Annotated in this window: 23 protein-coding genes; 11 read left to right on the forward strand and 12 right to left on the reverse strand. The window is 44.9% G+C overall.

Features of this window, described 5'->3' with window-relative positions:
* The first annotated feature begins 16 nt into the window (after nt 1-16).
* The 4 genes from ON05_RS22820 (at nt 17) to ON05_RS22835 (ending at nt 6,050) form a co-directional block, all read left to right on the forward strand.
* Nucleotides 17-1,513 carry a lipopolysaccharide biosynthesis protein gene (locus ON05_RS22820; RefSeq protein ID WP_010472380.1) on the forward strand — a complete coding sequence of 499 codons (1,497 nt, stop codon included), beginning with the start codon at nt 17-19 and terminating at the stop codon, nt 1,511-1,513.
* A 240-nt stretch (nt 1,514-1,753) separates the two neighbouring features.
* Nucleotides 1,754-2,977: an O-antigen ligase gene (locus ON05_RS22825; protein ID WP_236618926.1), complete on the forward strand. Its 1,224-nt coding sequence runs from the start codon at nt 1,754-1,756 to the stop codon at nt 2,975-2,977.
* A 92-nt stretch (nt 2,978-3,069) separates the two neighbouring features.
* Nucleotides 3,070-3,840: a sulfotransferase gene (locus ON05_RS22830; RefSeq protein ID WP_010472378.1), complete on the forward strand. Its 771-nt coding sequence runs from the start codon at nt 3,070-3,072 to the stop codon at nt 3,838-3,840.
* Nucleotides 3,841-3,950: 110 nt separating this feature from the next.
* Entirely contained in the window at nt 3,951-6,050 is a 2,100-nt protein-coding gene (locus ON05_RS22835) for a P-loop NTPase (RefSeq protein WP_010472377.1), read from the forward strand.
* Between the two features lie 225 nt (nt 6,051-6,275).
* On the opposite strand, the gene ON05_RS22840 is transcribed toward ON05_RS22835, so the two are convergent.
* The 3 genes from ON05_RS22840 to nei all read right to left on the reverse strand — a co-directional run bounded on the left by ON05_RS22840 (nt 6,276) and on the right by nei (nt 8,434).
* Complete coding sequence (locus ON05_RS22840; protein WP_262560991.1) at nt 6,276-6,818, reverse strand: IS630 family transposase; 543 nt, start codon at nt 6,816-6,818, stop codon at nt 6,276-6,278.
* A gap of 13 nt (nt 6,819-6,831) precedes the next feature.
* Nucleotides 6,832-7,335, reverse strand: a complete 504-nt coding sequence (locus ON05_RS22845; RefSeq protein WP_010482719.1) for a winged helix-turn-helix domain-containing protein — start codon at nt 7,333-7,335, stop codon at nt 6,832-6,834.
* A 277-nt stretch (nt 7,336-7,612) separates the two neighbouring features.
* Nucleotides 7,613-8,434 (reverse strand): endonuclease VIII, encoded by an 822-nt coding sequence (nei, locus tag ON05_RS22850; protein ID WP_010471036.1) that lies wholly within the window; start codon nt 8,432-8,434, stop codon nt 7,613-7,615.
* Between the two features lie 161 nt (nt 8,435-8,595).
* Between nei and ON05_RS22855 the strand changes: the two genes are divergently transcribed.
* Nucleotides 8,596-9,207, forward strand: a complete 612-nt coding sequence (locus ON05_RS22855; protein ID WP_010471034.1) for a hypothetical protein — start codon at nt 8,596-8,598, stop codon at nt 9,205-9,207.
* On the opposite strand, the gene ON05_RS22860 is transcribed toward ON05_RS22855, so the two are convergent.
* From ON05_RS22860 to ON05_RS22875, 4 genes are all read right to left on the reverse strand, one after another.
* Nucleotides 9,194-9,952, reverse strand: a complete 759-nt coding sequence (locus tag ON05_RS22860; protein ID WP_010471031.1) for an ABC transporter ATP-binding protein — start codon at nt 9,950-9,952, stop codon at nt 9,194-9,196. The genes ON05_RS22855 and ON05_RS22860 overlap by 14 nt on opposite strands.
* A 15-nt stretch (nt 9,953-9,967) precedes the next feature.
* Nucleotides 9,968-11,185: an ABC transporter permease gene (locus tag ON05_RS22865; RefSeq protein WP_010471029.1), complete on the reverse strand. Its 1,218-nt coding sequence runs from the start codon at nt 11,183-11,185 to the stop codon at nt 9,968-9,970.
* A gap of 2 nt (nt 11,186-11,187) precedes the next feature.
* Nucleotides 11,188-12,642, reverse strand: a complete 1,455-nt coding sequence (locus ON05_RS22870; protein WP_010471027.1) for an efflux RND transporter periplasmic adaptor subunit — start codon at nt 12,640-12,642, stop codon at nt 11,188-11,190.
* Nucleotides 12,643-12,831: 189 nt separating this feature from the next.
* On the reverse strand, nt 12,832-14,448 hold the full coding sequence (locus tag ON05_RS22875; RefSeq protein WP_010471024.1) for a hypothetical protein: 1,617 nt from the start codon (nt 14,446-14,448) through the stop codon (nt 12,832-12,834).
* A gap of 111 nt (nt 14,449-14,559) precedes the next feature.
* On the opposite strand from ON05_RS22875, the gene ON05_RS22880 reads away from it, so the two are divergent.
* The gene (locus ON05_RS22880) at nt 14,560-15,918 is read left to right on the forward strand and encodes a hypothetical protein (protein WP_010471022.1); all 1,359 of its coding nucleotides are present in this window, start codon (nt 14,560-14,562) and stop codon (nt 15,916-15,918) included.
* A gap of 21 nt (nt 15,919-15,939) precedes the next feature.
* On the opposite strand, the gene ON05_RS22885 is transcribed toward ON05_RS22880, so the two are convergent.
* Nucleotides 15,940-16,227: a DUF2470 domain-containing protein gene (locus tag ON05_RS22885; RefSeq protein WP_010471020.1), complete on the reverse strand. Its 288-nt coding sequence runs from the start codon at nt 16,225-16,227 to the stop codon at nt 15,940-15,942.
* Nucleotides 16,228-16,437: 210 nt separating this feature from the next.
* On the opposite strand from ON05_RS22885, the gene hisS reads away from it, so the two are divergent.
* The 3 genes from hisS to ON05_RS22900 all read left to right on the forward strand — a co-directional run bounded on the left by hisS (nt 16,438) and on the right by ON05_RS22900 (nt 19,257).
* Nucleotides 16,438-17,730: a histidine--tRNA ligase gene (gene hisS, locus ON05_RS22890; protein ID WP_010471018.1), complete on the forward strand. Its 1,293-nt coding sequence runs from the start codon at nt 16,438-16,440 to the stop codon at nt 17,728-17,730.
* 116 nt (nt 17,731-17,846) lie between these two features.
* The gene (locus ON05_RS22895) at nt 17,847-19,004 is read left to right on the forward strand and encodes a hypothetical protein (RefSeq protein WP_010471017.1); all 1,158 of its coding nucleotides are present in this window, start codon (nt 17,847-17,849) and stop codon (nt 19,002-19,004) included.
* A 22-nt stretch (nt 19,005-19,026) separates the two neighbouring features.
* Nucleotides 19,027-19,257 carry a hypothetical protein gene (locus ON05_RS22900; RefSeq protein ID WP_010471015.1) on the forward strand — a complete coding sequence of 77 codons (231 nt, stop codon included), beginning with the start codon at nt 19,027-19,029 and terminating at the stop codon, nt 19,255-19,257.
* Between the two features lie 85 nt (nt 19,258-19,342).
* Here ON05_RS22900 and ON05_RS22905 read toward each other — a convergent pair whose 3' ends face one another.
* On the reverse strand, nt 19,343-20,548 hold the full coding sequence (locus tag ON05_RS22905) for a phosphoglycerate kinase (RefSeq protein ID WP_010471014.1): 1,206 nt from the start codon (nt 20,546-20,548) through the stop codon (nt 19,343-19,345).
* A 185-nt stretch (nt 20,549-20,733) separates the two neighbouring features.
* Here ON05_RS22905 and ON05_RS22910 point away from each other — a divergent pair, with 185 nt between their 5' ends.
* Nucleotides 20,734-21,135, forward strand: a complete 402-nt coding sequence (locus ON05_RS22910; protein WP_010471013.1) for a universal stress protein — start codon at nt 20,734-20,736, stop codon at nt 21,133-21,135.
* A gap of 59 nt (nt 21,136-21,194) precedes the next feature.
* Here ON05_RS22910 and ON05_RS22915 read toward each other — a convergent pair whose 3' ends face one another.
* The 3 genes from ON05_RS22915 to ON05_RS22925 form a co-directional block, all read right to left on the reverse strand.
* A complete protein-coding gene (locus ON05_RS22915; protein ID WP_010471012.1) occupies nt 21,195-23,156 on the reverse strand; it encodes an ATP-binding protein in 1,962 nt (653 codons plus the stop codon).
* Entirely contained in the window at nt 23,128-23,676 is a 549-nt protein-coding gene (locus ON05_RS22920; RefSeq protein WP_010471011.1) for a heme NO-binding domain-containing protein, read from the reverse strand. Before ON05_RS22920 ends, ON05_RS22915 begins: the two co-directional genes overlap by 29 nt.
* A gap of 361 nt (nt 23,677-24,037) precedes the next feature.
* On the reverse strand, nt 24,038-24,745 hold the full coding sequence (locus tag ON05_RS22925) for a pirin family protein (protein WP_010471010.1): 708 nt from the start codon (nt 24,743-24,745) through the stop codon (nt 24,038-24,040).
* Between the two features lie 138 nt (nt 24,746-24,883).
* Between ON05_RS22925 and ON05_RS22930 the strand changes: the two genes are divergently transcribed.
* Nucleotides 24,884-25,804, forward strand: a complete 921-nt coding sequence (locus tag ON05_RS22930) for a LysR family transcriptional regulator (RefSeq protein WP_029315067.1) — start codon at nt 24,884-24,886, stop codon at nt 25,802-25,804.
* Nucleotides 25,805-25,960: the final 156 nt, after the last annotated feature.

The raw sequence follows: 25,960 nt of genomic DNA on the forward strand, positions 1-25,960 counted from the left end.
CATTGAGATAGATAAAGTGATTAAGGCCAAAGCACCAACATCAGCAGCGATAACAGAGCAAACTTTCTTTAAAACTGATCATCTCCAGAAAGATTTAAAGAAAAAGTCTGTACGTGGTGGAGCGATAACAATGGCCGCCCAGGCTATGAAGTTTATGCTGCAGATGTGCTCAACAATCGTTTTGGCCCGTCTGTTGACACCCGATGATTATGGTCTCATTGGCATGGTGACAGTCGTCATCAAATTTGTCGTCCTCTTCAAAGATTTAGGTTTGTCAACTGCAACAATTCAAAGAGCTAATATCAATCACAAACAGGTCAGCACATTATTTTGGATAAATATTGCATTTGGAATATTTGTTGCTTTAGTTGTTGCAGGATTATCGCCGTTAATAGCTTGGTTTTATAAAGAACCCAGGCTAATTAGTGTTACTAGCGCTCTAGCATTTATTTTTATTTGCAGAGCCCTATCTGTCCAACATGAGGCATTATTAAAACGCCAAATGATGTTTAACATCTTGGCAAAAATTGATGTTCTTTCCATGCTATTTGCAGTCATTACCGCCATAGTTGCAGCAACCCAGGGGGCAGGTTATTGGTCCATCGTTTACATGCTATTAATGATGGCTACCATTAATACCATTGGTGTTTGGATAGCTTGCCCTTGGCGTCCTGGCTTACCTCAACGTAACTCAAATGTTCGTTCAATGCTGGCTTTTGGGAGCAATCTAACAGGGTTTAAAATTGCTAACTATCTTTCCCTAAACTTAGATAATATTTTAATCGGGCGTTTATGGGGAACAGTTGCATTGGGGCTATATGCAAAAGCCTATCAACTCGTTCTGCTTCCCATGGACCAAATCAATGCACCTTTAACAACTATTGCTCTTCCAGCTCTCAGTCGAATCAACAGAGATCAAGAGAAATATCGAAACTATTACTACAAGGCTGTATTGTCCGTTACGTCAATAGGTATGCCTCTTGTAGGCTATATGTTCGCAACTGCAGACCAACTAATTCCTTTTGTCTTAGGTGATAAGTGGTCTGATGCTGTTCCAATCTTTCTATTTTTGGCTATACCGGCATTTCTTGGGACACTAGAACCTGCAATGGCCTGGGCCTATCAATCTCTTGGAAGAGCTGACCGTCAATTTAGATCAGGACTAGTTATATCAGTATTGACAGCCATTGCATTTGTTATTGGAGTTCGTTGGGGGGCCATTGGAGTTGCTGCAGCGTTAGGAATTACTCGGCCTTTAATAATAATTCCTTCCTTAATCTATTGCTATAGAAATACACCTTTATCGCTTTCAGGTTTGATTCTTTCAATCTACAGGCCTGCTTTAGCTTCAATCAGTGCCGCTCTAATAATTTACTTATTCAATAGAGTTTCAATCCTTACAGGGAACATATTTATTAATTTAGTTATCAGTTTAGTTGTCTACTTAATTTTTTATGCAGCAATATGGATAATTATTCCGAATGGGCGAAAAATAATTCGTGAGCTACTATAAATCCACTAATATTACTCCATAAAATTCACTTTATTTTATCAAAATTTCACTTATAAATACTCTCAAAAGATTTAGCTTCTATTATTTTGTTGGAATTAGTAAATCAGGAAAAACAGCAGGATATTTTTCAGGCTTTTACCAATGAATCAGACAATTTACCCATTATTTAGATTCATCCATCAGAATGCCAGAATCAGGCATGCGTCACATGCTGAGAAAATAGTTTTCTGGACTATTATCTTGACTCCTTTATGGTGGTTATTAGGTATACAGCCATTACTCTATCCGGCCATTCTGATTTTTATTTTCATCAAATCTATTAACCTAGATACACTTATTCGAAATCCTCCTCCTCTATCCATATGGGCATGGCTAGCAATGTCATTGATCATGTTGTGGACTGCTTTAATAGGCATTAGTGACGCATCTTTAGGACTGAAAGAAACTTTAGCTGCAATAGTCACATTTGCTAAAGGTTACTTTCTTATTTTCATTAGTTTAATACTACCTTTCTGGAATCCTATTCGTACTGTAATAATCACCCGAGCGGTAGCTTGGATGGCGAGTGGTTATCTCGTAGGTATACTCTTACTAATCATTAGCTTATTCTTAGGTTTTACAGAATCTTTTTCACCACCCTGGGCAAACTTCTTTCCTGGGAATCCTGCTAGCTTTGTTGTTAAAGCACCAACTTTTCAAGCATTCTTTGGCGTTGTTGTTCCTCGTACTACCTTATACTTTCCAGACCCTCCAATCCTCGGTATCTGTGGGCTTCTCTGCTTCATCATATGTCTAGGAGAATCTTGTCCTACATTAAGAAGGTGGGGACTGTTGGGCAGTTTTACAGCTTTAATTATTAGTCAGAGCCGACTGGCATGGATTTGCTTACCTCTTTCTCTCTGCATATATTCAATTTTTCGTACTCAAAGAGCCCGTTTGGGATCGCTTTGGACTGGCGCATCAGCAGCTCTTCTTTGCACATCGCTTGGTGGGATAACCATTGCAGAATTATTAAATAAGCCATTGGAGATTTTTACGAGTGCACGTCCTGCTTCCTCTACCGATAGAGAATTCGTAGTTCGTAAAACCTTAGAAGCCTGGCAAGAATCCCCTTTTCTAGGTTGGGGTGTTGCTCAAGGAACTGCTGATTGGCATACCTACAGTATTACACTAGGCTCATTTTCCACCTATGCTGCCGTTCTCTATCTACATGGCGTTGTAGGTTTTGCTTTCTTTTTAATAGCTTTACTAAGTACATTATGGAATTTGTGGAAGCTTGCCATCCAAGATCATTCCGCAGCGCAAAAAGCTCTGGGAGCGGTAATTGCCTTAATTATTTTTATGGAGGCGATCCCATTATCTTGGATGGCAGTATATTTTTGGTTCTTTTTTGTTTGGGTAGGAAGTATTCTTATCGAACTAAATTCTCAAAATGATGAACTCATAAAAATATCTCATAGTTAGCTTGTCCATCTAATTTCCTCCTTACTTCCATGCCTTATCTTCCTAAAACGTCTCTAAGAATAAAGCGCTTCAAATCCGTAGTTGAAGACAAGATGCTCAATCAACACCTAATACAAGGGCATCAGAACTACCAGAAATTCGTTGTTCTTGCTAGACCGAGAACAGGTTCTAATCTCTTGGTCAGTTTATTACAATCTCATCCAAATTTAAGGCTATTTTATGAGTTATTCAATGAATCTCTTAGCAGCAAAACATTCTGGGATTTCATCAACTATGATATTGATAATGTATATCAGTATAAAGAAGAAGAGCCTGTCAGTTTTTTGCAGAAATTAGTGTATAGAGAGATGCCTAAATCTGTTTCAGGCGTAGGTTTTAAGCTATTTTATAATCATGCAAGGTCAAGCCATGAAAATCAGGTCTGGGACTATTTGAAAGAATCCAAAGATCTGAATGTAATTCATTTAAAGCGCAAGAACCTATTAAAAACTCACCTATCTGAGCAAGTTGCATTAAAGACACAGATATGGGTAGGGAAGAAAAATCCAAGCGAGATTTACCCAATTGAATTGGATTACAATAATACTTTAGAATTCTTTAATCATATGAAAGAGCAAGAAGAGGAACACCATCAGTTTTTCTCAAATCACAATATTTTTGAAGTAAACTATGAAGATCTAGTTAAGGATATTGAATTCTATTCAAGAAAGTTACAGGCATTCTTAAAGATACCCTATAAGTCGTTATATGTCTCGACACCAAAGCAATCCAGTATACCTTTATCTCAAGCAATTTCAAATTTTCGTGAACTCAAGGAGAGATTCAATGGCAGTCCTTGGTTTGAATTATTTCAAGTAAGTTAGTCATAATCAATCAAAATATAGTATTCTCATTTTTAGAACAAAAATATATTTTCAAATTATAGAATTAATAATATTTACTTATAAGAAATCAGTGTAATGGAGTTTTAAGCGTGGATTTTTGGGTCACTATTTTTAGACACAAGAAATATTTATTATCTTGGAATATATTTGTTGCCATCATAGTACTTTATGCTTGGAGCACATCAGAAAAGACTTGGACTTCTACCATCAAGTTTGTTCTCCCCCAAGCGTCTAGCCAACTGGAAGCAAGCTTAGGAAATCTTGGATCATTAAAAGATAATGGGACTACATTTTCAACCCAGCTGAATCCGATCAAGACCCAAGAGACAATATTAAGAAGTGATGTTTTGGTAGCTCAAGCCTTACGTCTTGATCCTGAATCTACTACCTTTACTGATACAGAGCAGTACAAAAAAGTATACGAAATCAACGCAGTCGAACTATCAAATGTTTTCTCTCTTGATGTAAGTGCGAAAGATCCAGACATTTCTCTTAAAAGAGCTCAAATTCTGACTAAAGTCTATCAACAAAGATTGCATGAGCTTAGAAAAACAGACGTTTCAAGTCGAAAGGAGTTCTACCAATCTGACTTAGAACGGGCTCGGCAGGAAGTCAGTCGGGCCCAATATGCCATAGCCCAATTCAAAAAATCTTCTGGTCTTGTAAGCGATGAAGCACAAATTGACAAGGCTGTAACCCTTTTATCCTCCTTGAAGGAAGCCCAAGCAAAAGCACTTGCTGAAGCTCGAGCTGAATCTGATCAAGCAAAAGCACTATCATCCCGGCTTGGAATTACTTCGAAACAAGCAGTACGTGCGCTTCAATTGGACAAAAATGAAGATTATTTATTAGTCCGCCAAAAACTCACTGAACTTGAGTCAACTCTTAAGGAACAGCGAGCCAAATTAACTGAAAATCACCCTGCCGTTCAAGAAACTCTAAATACTCGCATAGGTCTACAACGCCAGCTTAAACAGTATATTAGCCAGGCAAGGACAAGCAAACAAAGTGGTCTCTTATCCAGTGGTATAGAAGGTCAGACAACGTTTATTGAACAGCTTGTATTATCAGAAAGTCGCGTACAGGCGAAATTAAAAGAAGCTCAACAATATCAAACTGAAATTAATTCTCTGAACTCTCAATTGAGCACCCTTCCAGCAAATCAAGCTCAACTGCAAGATTTACAAAGGAAATATGATGTTGCCCAGGGTGTCTACAACGGCTTAATTGCTCAAATGGAAAAAAGCAATATCGATGCTTTCCAAACTTACCCTAATGTTCAACTATTAAGTCCACCTGCACTAAACCCTATTCCTTCTTCTAAGCTCCTCTTAATCGCTGTCAATGCTTTCTTTGCTGCAGGATTGGGCAGTCTAGCATTGTTATTATTATTGGAGTCGCGTAATCCTCTACTCCGCCCCAAAGATCTAGCGAATGTGGAATTCCCTCTTATGGTCAGAATTCCTCATATGAAACGTCAGCTAGATGATGTTGACGTCACAACGGTTTTAGGAAGCGATGGTGAACCAGCTTTTCTACAGTTGGCGGCCGGAATCCAGTCTCAGCTCCCCGAAACCCAATCTATAGATAGTCGTTGTCTTATGGTTACTAGTGCCGTAGCAGGTGAAGGTAAAACCACTGTAACAACACACCTCGCATGGGCTCTTGGAGAATTAGGGCTTAAAGTACTAATCATCAAAAATGGAATTAAGAATCTTCCTAAGAAAAAATTATTATGTTTAGAGCAGAGCAGTAATCATTTAGAAGAAGATACTGATATTTACGAAGAGAATCTATTTAATTCTGAACTAAAGCCCCCTATCCCTAAACCACAGCGAGTGATTTATACACAGTTTATTAATCGAAATAGTTTTGAAGATCGCCTTCATAAAATCATTGACTCTAATGACTATGATTTTGTTCTGGTGGATGGCCCACCAATAACGAAAGGCAGCGTTGCAACATTAATGGCAAGTATTATTTCTAATGTTTTGTTAGTAGTTAAGCCTGGTAAAAGTGAGCGCTTTCCTGTCCAAGATGCCGTAGATATCCTCTTACAAAGCCAAGTAAGATTGGCAGGTCTCGTTGTCAATGATACAGAGTCATCAAATTTCTCTCCCAGAAATTCATGGAAAGCAAAACACAATTCAGCTGATATTGTGGATCCTAGTCCTGCAGTTCCCATCTAGGATCTTTTTCGCACACTGAGTAAAAGTATTGAATTAGGAAACATTGAGTTAACAAAAGAGTGGCGGTACATAAAATTGATTCATGCGCTCAATCAGTTTCCAAAAGCTCCGATTTATACCAGAGATGGGAAAGACAGCTAACCAAGGCTTAAGCCGTTGATAGAAAATATAGGGTTCAACAATTATACCAAATCCGACTCATTAACCCCCGAAATATCTTATCTGTCAAGCTGGCCACCAATGGTAGTGAGTGAGAGCTTGAATGTCTGATTGCATTGTCATTAAAGTTCGACAGCGCTGCTCGAGCACATCTTCCAACTCATCCAGGGTCTCAAAGCATCGATTGGCCAGTGGTTCATCCGCTAGCCGCCACAACCGTTCAGCGGGCTGTAGCTCTGGAGAATAGGGGGGTAAAACCTTCAGATGAATGCCTTTAGGTACCACCAGATTTTTACAGGTATGCCATCCGGCTCCATCGAGAACGAGAAGAATCTGTTTGTGCTTTCCCGCTCCAACTTGCTGAGCAAAGCTTTGTAGGGCTTGATTAAACCATTCTCCATTGACCCGAGGCAGAATGAACCATTCGGTATTGCCAGTTGCGGGATGAACGAATCCATACAGATAGGTCCATTCATAGCGATGGTCCACCTCAGCAATTGGACGCTGACCCACAGGCGCCCAAATCTTTCGAATAATGGGTTTAAGGCCTAAACGATGTTCATCCAAGGACCAAACTTCGACCTGAGCATTAGGGTAGCGTCGCTCCAATTCTGCTTTGTACTTAGGCAGTTTTTTTAAAAGCGGCTTGGGCCTCTGGTTCACCTTTACGGTGGTGAGGACGTGGGCATTGCAGGGACTGCTCCAATCGCTTGAGATAGTCCCAACCGCGTTGGGGCCAAACCTTATCGACTCCTGTCATCTGAGCGATGACCTGGGCTACTTTGGGGCCGTTCCATAGACCACCGTCGGCGGGTGGGGTTTGTAGACGAGTCAACAATTGTGCACATTGGTCTTGAGTCAGAAGACTGCGAGATTGATGAGGTCGCTTATCTTTGCGTCGGTTGCGTAACCCATGGGCGCCATTGTGGTTATACTCCCTGACGATTTCTCGAGCGTAATCGTAGTTGAGACCGACCACTTGGGCTGCTTGAGTTAGCGTTGTTTGCTCACTGACGAGCCACAGCAGATGCCAGCGGCGCGATTCTACTGGGTCTTGGCTGGCTCGATAATGAGACTTCAGCTCGTCAGGCGAAAAATGGGGTTCGAGATATAGTTTTCTTGGCATTCTCTAATTATGCATTATATCGGAGTTATATAAATCGGATTTGGTATTAGACGCAAATTATTGAGCGTACTTTTCCAATTAGCGCCATTCTGCTAGTGCAAATGTTGACAAAGCTCTTCTAACATACAGAAATCGGCCCAATCTAATTCATTTTTGATTTGCTTGAAGCTATATTCAATTCAGTTGCGCAAACTATACAGTAGCGGCAATTGGAGGTTGTCTCTGAGTAAGCCAGTCATGATGTACCAGCTGTCACTGACTTATAGGGTGGGAAAACTTATTCTCCTTGGCATTGGGGACAGTAATAATACCGACGTCCACCTTGAGCATCTTTGACAATCGGGGTTGCACAGACCCAACAGAACTGCCCTGCTCTGGCAAAGACCCAATGGCGATACACACGCCGCGCAAATCCCTGTGATTTCAATTTAGCGGCCCAGGCAATATCGTTGGTGATGCCGCCGGTTTCATAGGACTGCCTGGGTAGCGCTAGAGCTGCTTCTGCCAGTTTTTCTAACTGCTCATCGGTACAATCTACGGGTCTTAGGGAAGGATGAACCCTGGCAACAAACAAGATTTCACTTCTGAGGTAATTTCCCAACCCGGCCAGAAAATGCTGATCAAGCAATAGTGTCGTGAGCCGACGACGGCGGAAGCGATCGCAACTCAGTCTCTCTTGCAGTTGCTCAACCGTCGTAGATAAATTGAGAACATCTGGCCCAATCCGACTCAGAAAGGAATGGGCTTGAATCCCAGCCGCATCCAAGACATCAATATCTGATGCGCTGTAAAGGAGAGCGGATTTTCGATCGCAATGCAAAGCTAGCCGCAATTGTCGCTTGGTTTGGGGATAGTTGTAGGCTTTACGGATCATCCATTTGCCATAGAGCTGGTTATGGCTGTAGATGCTAAGTCCACAGCCAAAATGCATCAGCAGACCTTTACCCCGAGTTTCTACCTGTTGAATTTGACTGGCACCTAATTGAGCTTCGTATTTTTTTAGGTGGGGAAAGGCGAACCAGACTTCCTGTAGGGGTTGGTTTGCGATCGCACCTGCAATCCGATCCGCAGCACGTCTAATTTCAGGTCCTTCAGGCATGGAATCTACAACAACAAAGAAATACTATCTCAGAAAGATAATGCAATATGCAGTTAAGCTGGTGTAAGAATTTATAACCTAGTAAAACCATTTCGATAAAAAAACATCTACATATCAATTTCTCAAATGAGGCTGACGAGATCAATCTAAATCAACTAAATATGAAGAAGAGTGCGTCTATTCTTTTCACACTAATACTTTCTTTAGCCATACAAAGTTGTAGGGACATTATTTACTCAAAGCCTGAAATCCTTCAGCGAGAAAACAAAAGCCTGATCAAAAACCCTGCACTCAACTCCGCAATTGAAACATATATAGATAAACATTATTCAGAAATAATTCGAATCAGGAACTATAATCCTGACCGTGTAAGAAGAGTATTCTGCATACATCACACAGTTTATGTTGAAACAGCTGTATCAACATCCAATTCAATCACAGCCTATCTTAAACTGACCTGCGCTGAACCTGGAGACTCCTCACCTCAAGGAAAGGCATTATCGAACTTTCGATCACTCAATTCAAAAGCAAACCTTCAGAAATATCCGAAGCAAGAGAAATTCAAAGTTATTTCGCAAGAAACACCTCGTGAAACACCTTTCTATTCAGAAGACTTAAATCGGATTATTAGTAACAATGAGGCGCTAAATCGCCTTCAGAATTCAAAATTCTCCCAAAAAGAAGATAGCAAAGCAATCGCTTCGAAAGCTACAGCTTTTTATAAGAAGTCTCAAGACTGTCAAGAATCCCGGAATAAATTTAAAAAGCCGTAGTATGCAGTTCTTCTGGGTCGAGATGAGCATGAACCACTTGGCCATCTCGGAACCACACCACTCGCTGGGTGGTACGCGCCACTTCTGGCTCATGGGTCACCATCACCACCGTCATACCACTGGCGTTTAAGGTTGAGAAAATATCCAGAATCTCGTTTGTTGTTTTGGTATCCAACGCCCCCGTGGGTTCATCCGCCAGCAGCAAAACAGGCTCATTCACAATGGCTCGGGCAATCGCCACCCGCTGTTGTTGCCCACCAGAAAGTTGAGTCGGTTTATTATGAATGCGATCGCCCAATCCAACGCGTTCTAGTGCAGCCTTACCCCGCTCCCGTCGCTCTTTAACCGGCACATTGGCATAAACCATGGGCAGCATGACATTCTCCAGGGCACTGACCTGACTCAGCAAATGAAACTGCTGAAAGACAAACCCAAGCTTGCGATTGCGGACCAGGGCCAGCTCAGTATCAGAAAGCTGAGCCACATCCACTCCATCCAGGAAATATTTGCCGGACGTGGGCCTGTCCAGACAGCCAATCATATTCATCATGGTCGATTTGCCGGATCCAGAAGCCCCCATAATCGAGCAGTATTCACCAGGGTTGACCACCAGATCCACCCCATCTAAGGCCCGGACTTCCGTTTCGCCTGCACCATAGACCTTAGTGATTGACTCTAGGCGAATAATGGCCTGTTCTGGATTCCCTTTTGTCAGGGACTGAGCTTGCGGCTGTGTAGAAGTCATAGTCTTATTCTTCCCTTAAGCACTACGCAGAGCCACAATTGGATCAAGCTGAGCCGCCCGTCGAGCGGGGACAACGCCAAAGAACAGCCCAATGCCCCCCGAAACACTCACAGCCAATATCACAGCCGGGATGGAAATACCTGTTTCTAAAGGGGTAAGACTGCCTACCATTACCGTGCCACCCACACCCACAAAAGTGCCAATCATGCCGCCCACCGCAGACAGAATAATGGCCTCGATCATAAATTGGACCAAAATATCAGTTTGGGAGGCCCCAATAGCTTTACGCAGACCAATTTCTTGAATGCGTTCTGTTACAGACACCAGCATGATATTCATAATGCCAATACCGCCCACCAGCAAAGAGATACTGGCGATCGCCGCCAACATAAGCGTCAAAGCTCCGCTGATATTGCCGATGATTTCCAATGCTTGCTTCTGAGTCCGAATTGTAAAATCATCTTCGTCAATGATTTTGTGGCGGATCCGCAACAGATTGCGGATCTGAAACTCTGCCGAGGGAATACTCGCCTCATCTTTAGCAGAGACCGAGATAAAGGTTAGCTCCGTACCAAAAGGAGATGTAGATCCCACCACCCGATTCGCCATGGTCGAAATGGGGATAAAAATCACATCATCTTGGCTACTACCGAGGAAAGAGCCCTTCTCCTCCATTAAGCCAATCACTTCAAAATTAAGGTTTTTAATCCGAATTCGCTTACCAATCGGATTTTCAGACCCCACCAAGCGCTTAGCCAAGTCAGTGCCTAATACAGCCACCAAATTGCCTCGCTGGATATCCTGCGGACTCAGGAATCGACCTTTAGCCACATCATGGTTCCGCACAATTGGATATTCATCCGTTGTGCCCATCACCAAGGCCGTTGTATTCGCCCCTTGGTAAACAGTGGTCAACTGATTCTGAAGTTGAGGAATAACAGATTGCACCGAAGAAACAGCTTCTTTAATTGCTTTAGCATCGGCCCATACCAAGGTCTTGGGCACTTCAAAGGTCTGTCGACGGGCTTTATCAGTTCCCGGAACGATAAATAGAATGTTGGGTCCTAAGGACTCAAACTGACCGGAAGCATACTTTTGGGCTCCTTGCCCCACGGCGATCATGGCAATAACAGAAGCATTGCCAATAATCATCCCTAACATCGTCAAACTACTGCGAAGACGGTTGGCGACTAACGTCGCTGAAGCCATTCTTACGCTTTCGAGGATATCCACGGTTACTCTTCCTCTTTTAAATCTTCGGGCTTTTGACCTTCTGGAAACGTTTCAAAAACTTTTTGACCAGGGGTTACCCCCTCCAGAATCTGGGTTTGATTCTTGATCGATGACCCAGTCGTTACCGGCTGAAACTTAGGCTTGCCATCTTCATCAGGAATATAGACCCCTGTTTTTCCATCTTTTGTGGCAATCAAACCGGTGGGTAGCACCATGCTGTCAGCAACGGTATCCCCCAAGAACGTTAGATCTGAATTCATCCCCGATCTCAGCTTGTCTTGCCCAGAGGTAATATTTACCCTGACCTGAAAGGAAGTGACATTTTGCTCTTCAATCGCTTCTGGTGACACCAACCGAACGCGCCCCTTAAAAACCTGATCGGGGAACGCATCTGCGCGAATTTCAACAGACTGGCCGGGTCGGATCTGACCAATATCGATTTCAGGAACCGTGGCTAACACCTCCAGCTTTTGGGCTAAGGCCACGATAGACGTCGAAGTGGCCGAAGAGGTACTCGATGCAGTCGTTGTAGGCGTTACAAAGGCCCCTTCCGTCGCAAATTTTTGGGTAATGATGCCTGCAAAGGGGGCGCGAATAATCGTATCGTTGACCTGGGTCATCACCACCCGCTGACGGCCCTGAGCCTCAGCTACTGACGCTTTTGCTTGAAGAATTGCTTCTGGGCGACTGCCTTTTTGCATCAGCTGGTAGGCTTGACGGGCTTCCGCCACATCGGCTTTAGCCCTTAAAACCTCTGCCGGTTGAGACCCTTGCCGTAAAATTTGCAGGCGCTGTTGCACCTCTCTTAAGTTGGCTTGGGCCGTATCTGCTTCTGCTTTGGCTTCATCCCTGCGATCGCGGGTTTCTGCCCCCGCTTTGTAGAGCTGTTCAAAACTATTTAGGCGAGTCAAGGCTAATCTCAGACGAGCTTTCGCCGACTCCACTTGGCTTTGCACCTGGGTAATCGTTTCCAGTTGATTGCCCCCAGCGATTTGGGCGAGTTGGGCCTCCGCTCGGACCAAACGAGCCCTGGCCTGTTGAATTTCCTCTGGGCGGTTACCGGCCTGCAACTCTGACAGCCGAGCCTTTGCCTGGGCCACCGACGCATTCGCTTGAATAAGCTGGCCTTCTAAATCACGAGTATCCATGCGGGCAATGACCTGCCCCTTTTCAACCTCGTCCCCTTGCTCCACCAACAGCTTGGCCAAAACGCCTGCTTGCTTGGGACTTAAGTTGACACTTTTAGCCGGCGTAATCGTACCGCTAGCCCCAATCCGGAGGGTGACATCTTTTGACTCCACCTCCACCGTCAAGTCTTCTAGGGTTGGCTTATCCGAAGACTGATTGACAAAAGACCTTGCCCCAACTGCCCCCAACAGGACAACGGTACTTACCAGACCAACCACCCATACCTTAGGTTTCTTGACCTTACCAACGACCGGAAGATTGATGTACACGATTGCTTAATATTTCGTAACCTTTTCTCATTCTAGCGAGGATCTTACTCGCTTGTCGTTTTAGTTCTAAAATTCAGCCCTTAGACATAAAGACGATAAGCCTTCCCTACAGGGTTCCCGGCCTTCCCCCAACCTAGACGGATCTCTGGTTAAAGTTGAACGATGCCTCCAATAGGTGAAAAGTCAGCTTCACCGTTGTTGAGCTGAACCTTGCGCCGTAAAGTCCACCAATGCCTGATATTTCGGGGCAGTTTCTAACGGTTGGTTTTGATATTCCAAGGCTCCCCAACTGCCAAAACGGGTATAGGGTGAAACATCTACAAAATGACAGAGCAATCCTCCACCGGACTCCTGCCATTGCTGGAGATACTGCTTATACAAAGTGGCCATGCGGGGGTGACGGTTAAGGGAGGTAAACAGTTGAGTAATCTTCTGCTCATGTTCTTCGCTAAATGCAGCACTGGTTAAATGCTGTCCCCCTTCATAGGCAATTAACTCCAACCCAAACTCGTCTCGAATACGGCTATAGTGCTCCCGCAGAAACGGCCCATAGGACTTAATTTCGGCCTCCATCTGTTGCCAAATTTCGGCTTCAGAACTCTTGAGTAATCGGGGCAAGTTTTCCAGATAATCCCATTCCCCACTGAAGTAGGGGGCAATAGCATAGGCATCTGCGGATTGATAGGCATCTTTCCAAGTCAGCACCTGTTCTGCGGTCCAGGGGTTGACATACTGAGATGCTAATACCCTCACTAGGCGATCGCGGCTGCCAAATACCGATTCCCAAAGTTTGAAAATCTCAACAGATCTTTGGGAGTAGAAGCGTAAGCTAGCTTGATAGGGGTCTTCTGCAAGCTTTAATTCCAATCCTTTGGATTGAGCATACTGATATTGATTAAAGTCGGGGGCGCTGTTCCACACCTCGTTAGAGTACTCCACGTACACCTTGAGCCGAGGATCTAACCGATCGCGTACCATCGTCGCGAATTGACGAACATAATCATCCGAGGCCTGATGGGGCAAGGTAAACCAAGGATTGGCTTGTAGAGTATTGGCCAGATCGATCATGTACTCTAAAGCCACTCCATTGCCAGCCGCTTGGGTCACATCCGACACTTGGGGCCGATCCCGCCACTCTTGAATGTCAGAGCCATTCGTTTCCATCCAGTCCATAAACCGCAAGGTTTTGAAGGGCTGCAACCGCTCCAGGAACAATGGATGAAAAAAACGTTGCTGATAGGCATATTCAAATCCAGGCAAAATCAAGCGAATATTTCGAATGGGGTTTTGGGGATTCGTTCGACTAATTTTCAACCAAATCCCCGTTTTCATTGGCGTTACATCCAATACCATCCGTCCAGATTGCTGACTCGCAATGGTGGCACTGCCATAGTTAAAGCTAATCTCTCCCTCTCCGTCATACAGCAGGGTATATTTCCCCGCCGGGTAATGACCTTTGCCATTGTCAAAGATCACGGTCTCCGCGAACTGCTTGGGTTCTAGGGCCGCAATCCAACCTTCAGGAGTGAGCTTCAGGGGACCTCCCTGGTCAAAACCAGCCCCCTCCCGCCCCGAGAACCAAGGGCGCGATAGCTTAAAAGCATCCACAAACGGCCATTGACTGGTGTAACTCACCACCTCCCCTAAATTCATCCCCAGTTGTGGATTAGAGACCGTCTGGGTAGCCTGGATAGTAGGAGAGGGCGGCTGATTAAACCCGACCACACATAACGCAAACATCGCGATAAAGAGTAGAACTAAAAACCACTCCCTGAGATTCCGAAAAGGATTGCGTCGTCGAGGCACGTTTCATCTCACTCCAATGACATCAATATTCCGTTGAACTCGCAATATCTAATCCATTATTCTGCTGTTAATTTCATCTTCTAGCTTAGCGATCTCATCCTGGCCCGGCTTATGAACTTCATCGTTTATCTCGTGATGTTTGGTTGGATTCCTTTGGTCCTTTATCTATTCAGCCAGCTTCCGGTGCAGCGGGCTTTGGTTATCAGTTTTATTGGCGCTTGGTTATTTCTCCCCCAGGCCAGTTTTCCCTTGGTGGGTCTGCCCGATCTCACTAAAATGTCGGCAACTTGCTATGGCATCTTACTGGCAACGTTTATCTTTGATGCCAAACGGTTCCAGCTCTTCAAGTTCAGCTGGATAGATATTCCCATGGTGATTTGGTGCCTCTGTCCCATTGCCTCGTCCTTAACCAATGATTTAGGGCTATACGACGGACTCGCCCAAGCCTTGGGCCAAACCGTTACCTGGGGATTTCCCTATTTCTTGGGGCGACTGTACCTAGGGAATTTAAGCGGGCTCAGGCAGTTGGCAACTGGCATTATTATCGGCGGCATCCTGTACGTTCCCCTTTGTTTGCTGGAGATCCGGCTGAGTCCCCAACTCCACCGCTGGATTTACGGCTACCATGCCCATTCTTTCGAGCAAACCTTTCGGCTAGGGGGATTTAGACCCACGGTCTTTATGGAGCATGGACTAATGCTGGGGGTTTGGATGATGAGCGCCACCTTAATGGCCATTTGGCTATGGCGCGCTGGCACCCTGACTCGCTTAGGGGATATTCCCATGATTTGGTGCGTATTGGCCCTGGGAGTAACCTTTATTCTCCTGCGGTCTACCGGGGCCTATGCCCTGTTACTCATCAGCCTTATTCTCCTATTTGCCGTTACTTGGTCTCGATCTAGTATTGCCATTTGGCTACTCGCTCTACTAATGGCGGGATATTTAGCCATCAGTTCAACGGGGTCGTTAACACCCACCTATACCCGGCAGCTCGTTGCCACGGCAAGCCAAATCACCGGACCTGAGAGAGCGGCATCCCTCAGCTTTCGGCTTGAAAACGAACAAATTCTATCGGCAAAAGCCCGGATTAGACCCATCTTTGGCTGGGGAGGATGGGGCAGAGCACGAATTTATAATGACCAGGGTCAAGATATCTCCGTAACCGATAGCCTATGGATCATCACCTTTGGCAATCATGGCTTAGTGGGATTAGTGAGTTTAATGACGGCTCTAGTTTTGCCCATCCTGATGTTAGCTAGACGAATTCCTGTCTCCAACTGGACTCACCCCGCTGCTGCCCCCGTCGCTGCCCTGTCGGTGGCCTTGATTATGTATGGGCTAGATTGCCTTGTGAATGCCATGATCAATCCTGTGTTTGCCCTGGCCGCCGGTGGACTATCTGGTTTAGCCGTCCAGAAGATCAATCGGAAACGCTTGAGACGCCCCGGCAGCCAGAGAATCGCTACCTAAAGTCCCTTGCGGCCCCTCGGTTTATGAGGTCATTTGGGTACGGGCAGTTTTTACCATGGCAATCATTGTTTGATGGGCATCTTCGGAATCTTGCAGCACATGATCAAAGACAATCCGGATGGTAGAGTCTTGGTCCCCTGCATTTACGGACAAGTCCATCCCTTCTGGATCAACTTTTAGCATCTGGGCGGCTTCAGCCTCGGTGACCTTGCCATAGGCTTTGGCATAGAGTAAAACAGCATCGGCATGATCATCATTCATGTGTTTGCAGATGCGATCGCTAATTTCGGGGGTAATGGTATCGGCCATAGGATTTATTTGCCAAAATTAATAGGTGTAATAACAAATGGCTTAGTGTAACTCTTTCAAGCCATTGCCTGGGTCAAGTTCATCTTATCTCGCACCTATAAATCTTAGGTACAACGCTGATTCCTTTTCAACCTCAAATAAATCTGAGGCAGAACTGAGCCAATCGGAGATAATAAGCACCGGGGTCAAGGCCATAAGGATATTTTTTTCATGGGATTCATTCAAGTTTCACGAGGGACAAGGGACATTCTGCCAGATGAGGTGATCTATTGGCAGCATGTCGAAGCCACAGCCCGTCAGCTTCTCCATCAGGCGGCATATCGAGAGCTGCGGACCCCCATCTTTGAGCAGACCAATTTATTTGAACGGGGCATTGGCGAAGCCACAGACGTCGTTGGCAAGGAAATGTATACCTTCCAAGATCGAGGCGATCGTTCGATTACCCTGCGTCCAGAAGGGACGGCTGGCGCTGTTCGTTCGTTTATCGAGAACAAGCTTCATGCCCAGGGAGGCGTTCAGCGTCTGTGGTATATCGGCCCCATGTTTCGCTATGAAAGACCCGGAGCAGGACGACAGCGACAGTTTCACCAAATCGGAGTAGAAGCGCTGGGTAGCCAAGATCCGCGTGCTGATGCTGAAGTTATTGCCATCGCTTCCCAACTCCTTAAATCGTTAGGCGTTCCTGATTGGACCTTATCTCTCAATTCGCTCGGCACGGCTGAAGATCGACAAAAATACCGCGAGGCTTTAGTCACTTACCTTAGTCAGTACAAAGATGACCTAGACCCTGACTCCCAGGATCGCCTCCAGCGTAATCCTCTGCGCATCTTAGATAGCAAGGATCCTAAAACAAAAGAAATAGCCCAGTCTGCCCCCAATATCTTGGAATACTTGGGCACTGACTCCAAACAGCATTTTGACCGTGTTCAGCAACTTCTCACGGATCTAGAGATTGCCTATAAGCTCAATCCTTGCCTGGTTAGAGGATTAGATTACTACACCCACACCGCCTTTGAGTTTGAGTTGGATGGGTTAGGGAATCAAGCCACCGTCTGTGGCGGAGGACGCTACGATCGCCTCGTTTCTGAGCTGGGGGGACCCGAAACCCCTGCAGTGGGATGGGCCATCGGCATGGAACGACTGATTCTGCTCCTGCAAAATGCTGAGATCACCTTAAATCAATCTTTAGATTTTTACTGCGTGGCCCGGGGTCCAGAAGCAGAAGCTCAAGCCTTACTGATTTGCCAAAATTTGAGGAAAAACGGCTTTTCCGTGGAGATGGATTTAAGTGGGAGTGCGTTTGGCAAACAACTTAAACGAGCCAATCGGAGTGGGGCCTCAGCCTGCTTGATTTTGGGCGATACGGAAGCTTGCGATCGCACCGTGCAACTCAAATGGCTAGCCTCTGGTGAACAAGAATCCATAGCTCAGGCCGATCTCAGCAACCTCACATCCCAACTCCAAAATAAGCTAGCTGCAGCCAAAGGGAATTCCTCCACCTAAAGCTCCCATTTCTGAACAAGATCAGTTAGACTGTGCTGCATGTTGGAATCCCTTGACAACACCCAGAAAATATGGATCTCTGAACTGTGGCTGTGTGGAGTAGGACGTAAATAACGATGACAGTGGACATAGAATTTCTGATTCAAAAAGAGGGAGATTTTGCGTGGCTCCCCCTCGAATCTCTCAGTGTTGAAATATTAGTCGGCAGATATCAACTGATCGCCCAAACCAGTGAGGCAGACTGCCCCATTCAAGTCCATATCCATCATCAGTACGTGGAAGATGGGTTGTGGCAAGAAGTCGTCCAACACCAACTCTTCCACACCGATTCCCAAGGCCGCATCGAAGTCCTACCCCCCACCTTCCTTCAACATGGTCGTTGGATCATTAGTTGCGCAGCCAACGAAGACGAGCAACTTGCCAACTCAGAGATCGATCGCCATTGTGTACAACTCCAAGTCCTTGAACAAGAAACTGATCTAGACCAAGATTGGGAATTCCTCAGTCATTCTATGGCTTGTCCAGAGTCTAATGGACAGCAAGCAGACCTACTGGCACCCTTGCAAGCTGCCAATATAAGGGCAAAAACGGCTTGGAATAACATTGCCCCGCCCGAAGAGAGCATCTCCATCCCTGAAGAAGGATTAAATCTCGCAGAGAACATCTCCATCCTGGAAAAAGAATTAAATCTCGCAGAGAGCTTCTCCATCCTTGAAGAAGAATTCAACCTCGAAGAAAGCATACCCATCCCAGGGCAAGAACCTGAGGAAACATCCTCCATATCTCCCACTCTTTTCAATATCTACGAGCCAGCCAGGGCTGCAAACAACCCAGATGTACAGCCCTCCCAAGACAGCCGCCCAGAATCCACTGTCCCGCAACTACCGGAGATTCCTCACGATATCACCCCGATCCGTCTGCAGATTTCACCGGGTCTGATTCTTCCACCTGAACTCTTCACACCAGAAACCGATAATATTCCTATCCCCCAGCTTCCTGAATTCCCACACCTTAATCAGTGGAAAGATCTGTCTTATTCAGAACTATCCATTGCTTTAGGGCGCCTTCACTGGAGCAAACTCGATACCTACGGTGAAGCGATTGATGTCGACTTTGGGGCGCTCGAATTACAGGAGCGATTTTTAGCAACATTGACTCAACTATCCACACAGAAAACCGTAAATCCCAACAACGGTACATCTGTCACACCCGAGAAAGAAACACAATCCAACAGTAAAGCCTTGGTCCCCATTGCCTCAGAAGGGGCATCCTAAAGACCAAAAATAAGGACTGAATATGCGTATTTGGCTCATTAGTTTTCTTACCCTCTTAGCCTTAGCAAGAGGATTAGAGTGGCTCCACCACCTGACCTTGCCATTCCCAATCCTCTTATTAGGGGGGGCAATGCTGTCGATTCTATCCAACGAGTCGACCCTAGCAGGCTTACCTTGGATGCCAAAATCACGCTCTGCCAAAATTTCCCAAATAGAACCTGTAGCCCCTGAAAACACCTTTACTCCCCAATAAATTCATTGACCTAGTTTTTGACAAGAAAGGGGTGCTCAAATGAGCACCCCTTTCTCGCTAAGTTTTATAGCTTGAGATAACTGTCTTAAGCTTCATTAAGGGCCGCAATTCCAGGTAAGACTTTACCTTCCAAAAGCTCTAGACTTGCACCGCCTCCGGTAGAAATATGGCTCATTTTTTCAGCCACACCCACTTTTTCAACTGCCGCAACCGAGTCACCTCCTCCAATAATGGTGTCAGCGCCTGTCTCGGTAATTGCAGCCAAGCTATGGGCAACCGCATCAGTTCCTGCTGCAAATTTATCGAATTCAAACACACCCATCGGTCCATTCCAAATCACAGTTTTGCAATCAGAAAGGGCGGCCTGAAACTCTTTCACAGAGTTGGGACCAATATCCAAGCCCATCCAGCCATCAGGAATATTATTGATGCTCACAGTCTGAGCATTGGCATCAGCAGCAAAATTATCTGCAACCACAACATCACTAGGCAGTAACAGAGCGACTCCCTTCTCTTTAGCCTTAGCCTCTAGAGTACGAGCTAAATCTAGCTTGTCTTCTTCAACCAAAGACTTACCCACAGCCAAACCACGAGCTTTATAGAAAGTGAAAATCATACCGCCACCAATCAGTAGTTTGTCTACCTTGTCTAACAAGGTTTCAATCACACCAATTTTGCTTGAGACTTTTGAACCACCCACGATAGCGGCCAAAGGACGCTGAGGGCTCTCAATGGCTGCCTGTAGATACTTCAGTTCTTTCTCAATTAAATAACCCGCCACAGAAGGGCTCAGGTGATGAGTCACTCCTTCAGTAGAAGCATGGGCTCGGTGGGCCGTACCAAAAGCATCATTGACGTACAGATCTGCCACTGAAGCTAGCTGGCGGGCAAACTCAGGGTCATTAGCCTCTTCACCCGCATGGAAACGTACATTTTCCAGAAGGGCAACTTGTCCATTCTGTAATGCGCCGACTTTTGCCGCCACCTCATCTCCAATACAGTCATCACATTTGGTGACCGATTGACCCAGTAATTCAGACAAACGTGCAGCAACGGGTGTTAGGCGCATGGACTCATTGACTTGTCCCTTAGGACGTCCAAAGTGGCTCGCAAGAATGACCTTAGCACCTTTAGACGTTAGGTCTTGAATCGTGGGGAGAGCAGCGCGAATGCGGGTATCGTCTGTAATTTTGCCGTCGCCATCTAAGGGCACATTGAAATCGGCACGCACCAAAACTCGCTTACCAGATAAATCTGCCGATGTTAAATTGGCTATTGTTTTCTTGGACACAGTAAAAATCTCCTAAATGCGTCTATTGCGTTTTATTACCCCCCATAGCAGAGCGCATGGGGTATTGGCATGATGATGGTTGGGATAAATCTATACCCAAACTCGTCGGTCGGGTTGGTTGTTAATGTGAACTGATACCGTGCCGTCCATATTTTACCGGAGTCCGTACCCTGGAGTAGAGCTTCATGTTTAAGACGATTTTGTTTCCAATTGATCAAAGTCGAGCTTCTCAGGATGCTGCTGAGAAGGTGGCCGAAATCGTTAAATTTTGCAATAGCAAACTCGTCATCCTATCCGTACAATCAGATGCTGGGAACACTCCCGAAAACAGTACCCCTGCCAATCAAGCCATTGACCAACTCCTCCAAAACGCAAAAATCGCTTTTTCAGATTGGGGGATTGCTGCTGAGATTACAAAACAAGTCGGAAGACCCGCCTTCTGCATTTGTGATTATGCCGATGAAATCAATGCCGATTTAATCGTTATGGGTTGCCGAGGCGTTGGCCTTACTGAAGAAGGAGCTTCAGAAAGCGTCAGTAATCGGGTGATTAATTTAGCCCCTTGCCCTGTCATGGTTATTCCTTAGGTGAAGGCGTCCTTCACTAAGGATGGCCACACAACACCGACTCAGATGCCCTATCTCGATTATTGCTGAGTTAATTCCAGGATTACATCACACCGATAATTATTGGCCAGGGAGGCCAAAAGGTTTTTTAAATGCTCATATTCAGGTGAGATGTCTTCTAGCAAGTCAAAAATTCCATCCGTATCTAAATTAATGGCCTTACTCTGCAGGTGGTTCAGCCATGATTCAGACATCACTTCCTGTAATTGAGCCTTAAGATCATTCCGTTTAGGTAGGGACAAAGAGTCGCAATGGGTCAACGGAGGAGTCAATTCTTCATATAAATACTTCACCCCTAAATGCTGCGTCATTTTCTCCAAGATAATCGTCTCATTACAGGGTTTATGGAGAAAATCATCACAGCCACACGTCAGCGCTCGTTCTTTATCTTCATCAAAGGCATTAGCCGTTAAAGCAATAATCACTGGTTGTGGGATCTGAGGCATTGCTCTAATCTGTTGAGTCGCCTCCAGGCCATCCATTAAAGGCATCTTAATATCCATCCAAATTAAATGGGGATGCCATTCTTGGCACACTTCCAAAGCTTCTTGGCCATTTTGTGCAGATTTCACCAAAAAGCCAATGGTGGCCAGTAATGTGACTAACAAACATCGATTATCTGCATGATCTTCCACTACCAAGATCCGAAAAATCGGTTGATGAGGGTGAACCTGAAGAATACGCTGTTCGAGGGTGGGTACCAATGCACTAGCAGTACTTACTTTTACGGGAATTGAAAAAGAAAAAGTCGCTCCCTTATTAAGCTGACTCAATATGGATAATTCTCCCCCCATTAAATTGACAAATTGACGACTAATTGACAGTCCTAAGCCTGTCCCATGGACCCCCTGATGGGACTGTTTGCCATACTCAGTTTGGTAAAAAGGATGAAAAATCTTCTCTTGATCCTCTTCTGAGACACCAGGTCCCGTATCCTCTACTGAGAAGGTTAATAAACAAGTCGGCTCCTGAAGGTTTACAGAGTAAGCATCATCGAGATAAAGACGACTGGCTACTTTCAGATAAACTTGCCCTTCATTAGTAAATTTAATTGCATTCCCCAGTAAATTAATTAGTACCTGACGAAGCTTTTTGATGTCAGCTTGAATATATTGGGGAACCGTTTTAGAATATTGAAATTTTAAAGTAATTTTTTTGGAAAAAACCTTCTGTTGGAACAAATTATATAGGCCTTCCAAAAAGTGATGAAGGTTAAAATTGGTGGGATCTAGGGTAATTTGACCAGCCTCAATTTTCGACATTTCTAGAATGTCGTTGAGAAGAGCCAGGAGATGTTCACCACTATTATTGATGATGCTTAGCTTATGAAGATGAGCCGCCGTCAAGGTTGAATCCCGACTCAATAGTTGCGAAAAGCCTAAAATTGCATTTAGAGGTGTTCGCAATTCATGACTCATATTGGCAAGAAAGGTGCTTTTAGCTAAATTCGCACTTTCAGCCATCTCCTTAGCAGCCACTAATTTTTGAGCCCGTTCATCCGCCAACTTATGGGCTTCATTTAAAGCTGTATTTTTGGCCTGTAAAAGAAATAGAAAATCTGAGACCCGATCATGAACAGCAAAATGGTTAAGCCGTAACCCCAGAGGTTTAAGCTCATGGATTTCTGTTACCCAGAGAGAACCAAGGAAAAAAATTAAATTAGTCTCGGCTACATACACCATCTGCCCTTGCAACTGCATATTTATAGCAAGGCAATCTAAAATCAACAACGAACGGCAAGGCTCGCTGAGACTAGCAAAATCTGGTGACAAAGGGGGTCTTTGAATCGCAAATTGCTGTTCAAACTGACTCCCACAGATTTTAGGGAGTAAATGCTGAAGAGAGTCTCCAGCTTGAATAATCTCTAAATCTGAATTGAGAACGAAATGGAATGGGAAGGCAGTGGCAAATTGCCCTGGCGGTAAACTATGCCGAAAGAAAAGAGTCTGATGACTAGGGCTGATAGGTGACTGAGAACACATCGTGATCAGCTCCCTGCTCTCGATCTTGGACTTGGGTTACTTCTACTGCTGTGTCAAATCGCTCCCCTAGCCCTTCCACCAATCCAGATACCATCGGAGCCATTCCTTTTCGATGGGAATAGTAATGCAGGTTTAAGGTCTGTTTCTCCTGATCGCTACATTGAAAGGAAGGCGGTTGCATTTTTGGGAAAATTACCCCTAGACGGCTATGTAAGTCATCGAGATTTCCCAAAAACTCTGGCAAATCATCGCCAGCCAGGTCCATCATTTCGCCATACCCTTCTTGTCCAGTAAACTTTACCCAATATTTCCCAAAATCTTCCATGATCTCGGCTGCAGAAATTCCCAGCACTTGACTGGCAGACTTGACCAAACGATGGGTCAAGTCGTCCGGATAGCTCTCCAAGCTAATAAAATTTTCAGATTTAGTTTCGGAAAGTTCTCTAATCGCTTTCCAAGCATCCTCACCAAAATGGTCACAAACCATTTCTTGAATGGCTTTATTCACTAAGCCATACATACAGCATCCCCCCACTCATTTATTTCTCGGCAAATTAATCTTATAGAAGAGATTTGCCTACAACTATTCCCTCTAATATAATCAAGAACCAAAAATTCGGTCCAAAACAATAGGTTTTATTCAGGAAATCCTTCTGATTTTATTTTGACTATTGCATTTTTTTGAGTTGGGAATAGATAAGCAAATGTTCTTAACTTAGCTGTGGAAACAGGTTGAGTACTCTAGCAAATAAACCTCTATCGCTAAAAAATGAAAGGACATCAGTTATTTCTCTAGCCACATTTTGATCGAATTCAGTAAAGCGTCATATACATATTTGAATGGAGTACCTTACCCAGGACGACAAGCACCTGTTGGCCATCTAGGTCGCCATATCGAATAATATGATTTCAGCACTTTCAGACTGTCCATGAACTGTTATCTCATGGCTATTTGATATAGCAGCAGCATCTCCCGCTATTAGATCATGCTTCCCGTTCAACTGAATCGCACCTTTGGCAACGTGTAACCAAGCTTTCCGTTGGACAGGCATCGGATGGACAATAGTACCTTGCTGGCTGAGCTGGGCCGCATATAAATCCACTTGTTGATGAATAGTGACTGCACCCTGCCGACTCTTTTTAGCCCCTATCAGGTACAGGTGATTGAATGGCTGATCAGCTGATAAGCGAACTTGTTCATATCCAGGCTCTAAATCTTCGGCATCAGGAACTATCCAAATTTGCAATAGGTGTACCGGCTCAGAGAGGGAGGGATTATACTCACTATGCTGAATTCCTGTGCCAGCGGTCATTCTCTGAACATCGCCAGGTTTAATGATTGAGCCATTGCCCAAACTATCCCTATGCTCTAAAGCCCCCTCTAGCACATAGGTAATAATTTCCATATTCTTATGACCATGGGTTCCAAATCCCTGGCCTGGCTGGATGACATCTTCATTAATCACCCGCAAGGGTCCAAAGCTCATATGGCGAGGATCGTAGTACTGACCAAAGGAAAACGTGTGATAGCTCTTGAGCCAATCTAAGTCTGCTGTTCCTCTTTCTTGGCCCCGACGAATATCAATCATTTGAGTCGACCTATCTTTATCTAAAGGAAGGGCAATTCACCTCTTTCAGTTCGGTGATATATCTATCATTAACTAACTCTTTATAAATGACAATATGATATTTTCATGACTTATTGTCTCTTTATTTGCGACAATAAGATGGATAAATTCGACAGTATGTATGCCTTCACCCAAGTGGTTGATGCAGGGGGATTTGCAGCAGCCTCCCGAAAAATGGGACTGTCGCGATCGCAAGTCAATAAACTGGTGATTAACCTAGAGGACAGCCTAGGGGTGCAACTTTTACAACGCACAACGCGCAAAGTAGCCCCCACAAAAACCGGTCTAGCTTTTTATGAGCGTTGTCGGGCTATTCTGGCAGACGTGGTAGAAGCAGAAGAAGCTCTTACTCAATACCAAACCCAGCCCAAAGGAATCCTGCGCATCAACGCCCCCATGTCTTTTGGCACAGAATACTTAGCTCCGCTCCTGCCTGATTTCTTAACTCAGCATTCAGAATTAAAGGTGGAATTGGTTTTAAATGATCGATTTATTGATCCGATCGAAGAGGGGTTCGATATTAGTATTCGTATTTCTGCTCAACCGACAGCTAGTAGCTTAATCGTTCACACCCTTTGTCCTGCCCCCAGAGTGCTATGTGCTGCCCCTGATTATCTTGAGCAACATGGTATTCCTAGGCATCCTGATCAGCTCAAGCACCATTCTTGCTTGCACTATGGTTACTTGGCTCCACTCCATCTGTGGCAACTCAAAGGACCTGATCAAACCCATCGGATTCAAGTCCAAGGTGCTATCTGTTCGAATAATGGAGAAGTACTACGACAGGCAGCTCTCAAGGGATTAGGGATTGCACTGTTACCGATTTTTCTTGTGGGAGAAGATTTGAAAGGTGAGCGATTGCAGGTGGTTTTATCAAATTATGACAGTCCTGGAATCGCAGTGCATATCCTTTATCCCGTGAGTAAGCATCTTTCTGCCAAGGTGCAGTTATTTACAGCGTTCTTACAAACACACCTTGGCCCAGATCCACAACTGGCCGAAGAGGCAGGCAAGAATTAAGATGGGGGAACGAACCTTTCTCAAAATCGCTGAAATACCGTTTTTTGACCTGACTTCGTTTTTAATCAGCCCCTTAACAGAAGTCCTAATTCTCACCCCACTGACTAGCACCCAGTCACCCAGTCTACTCCTAGGCCAGGACCCTACTGAACCCTC

Source organism: Acaryochloris sp. CCMEE 5410, from assembly GCF_000238775.2.
Lineage (GTDB): Bacteria > Cyanobacteriota > Cyanobacteriia > Thermosynechococcales > Thermosynechococcaceae > Acaryochloris.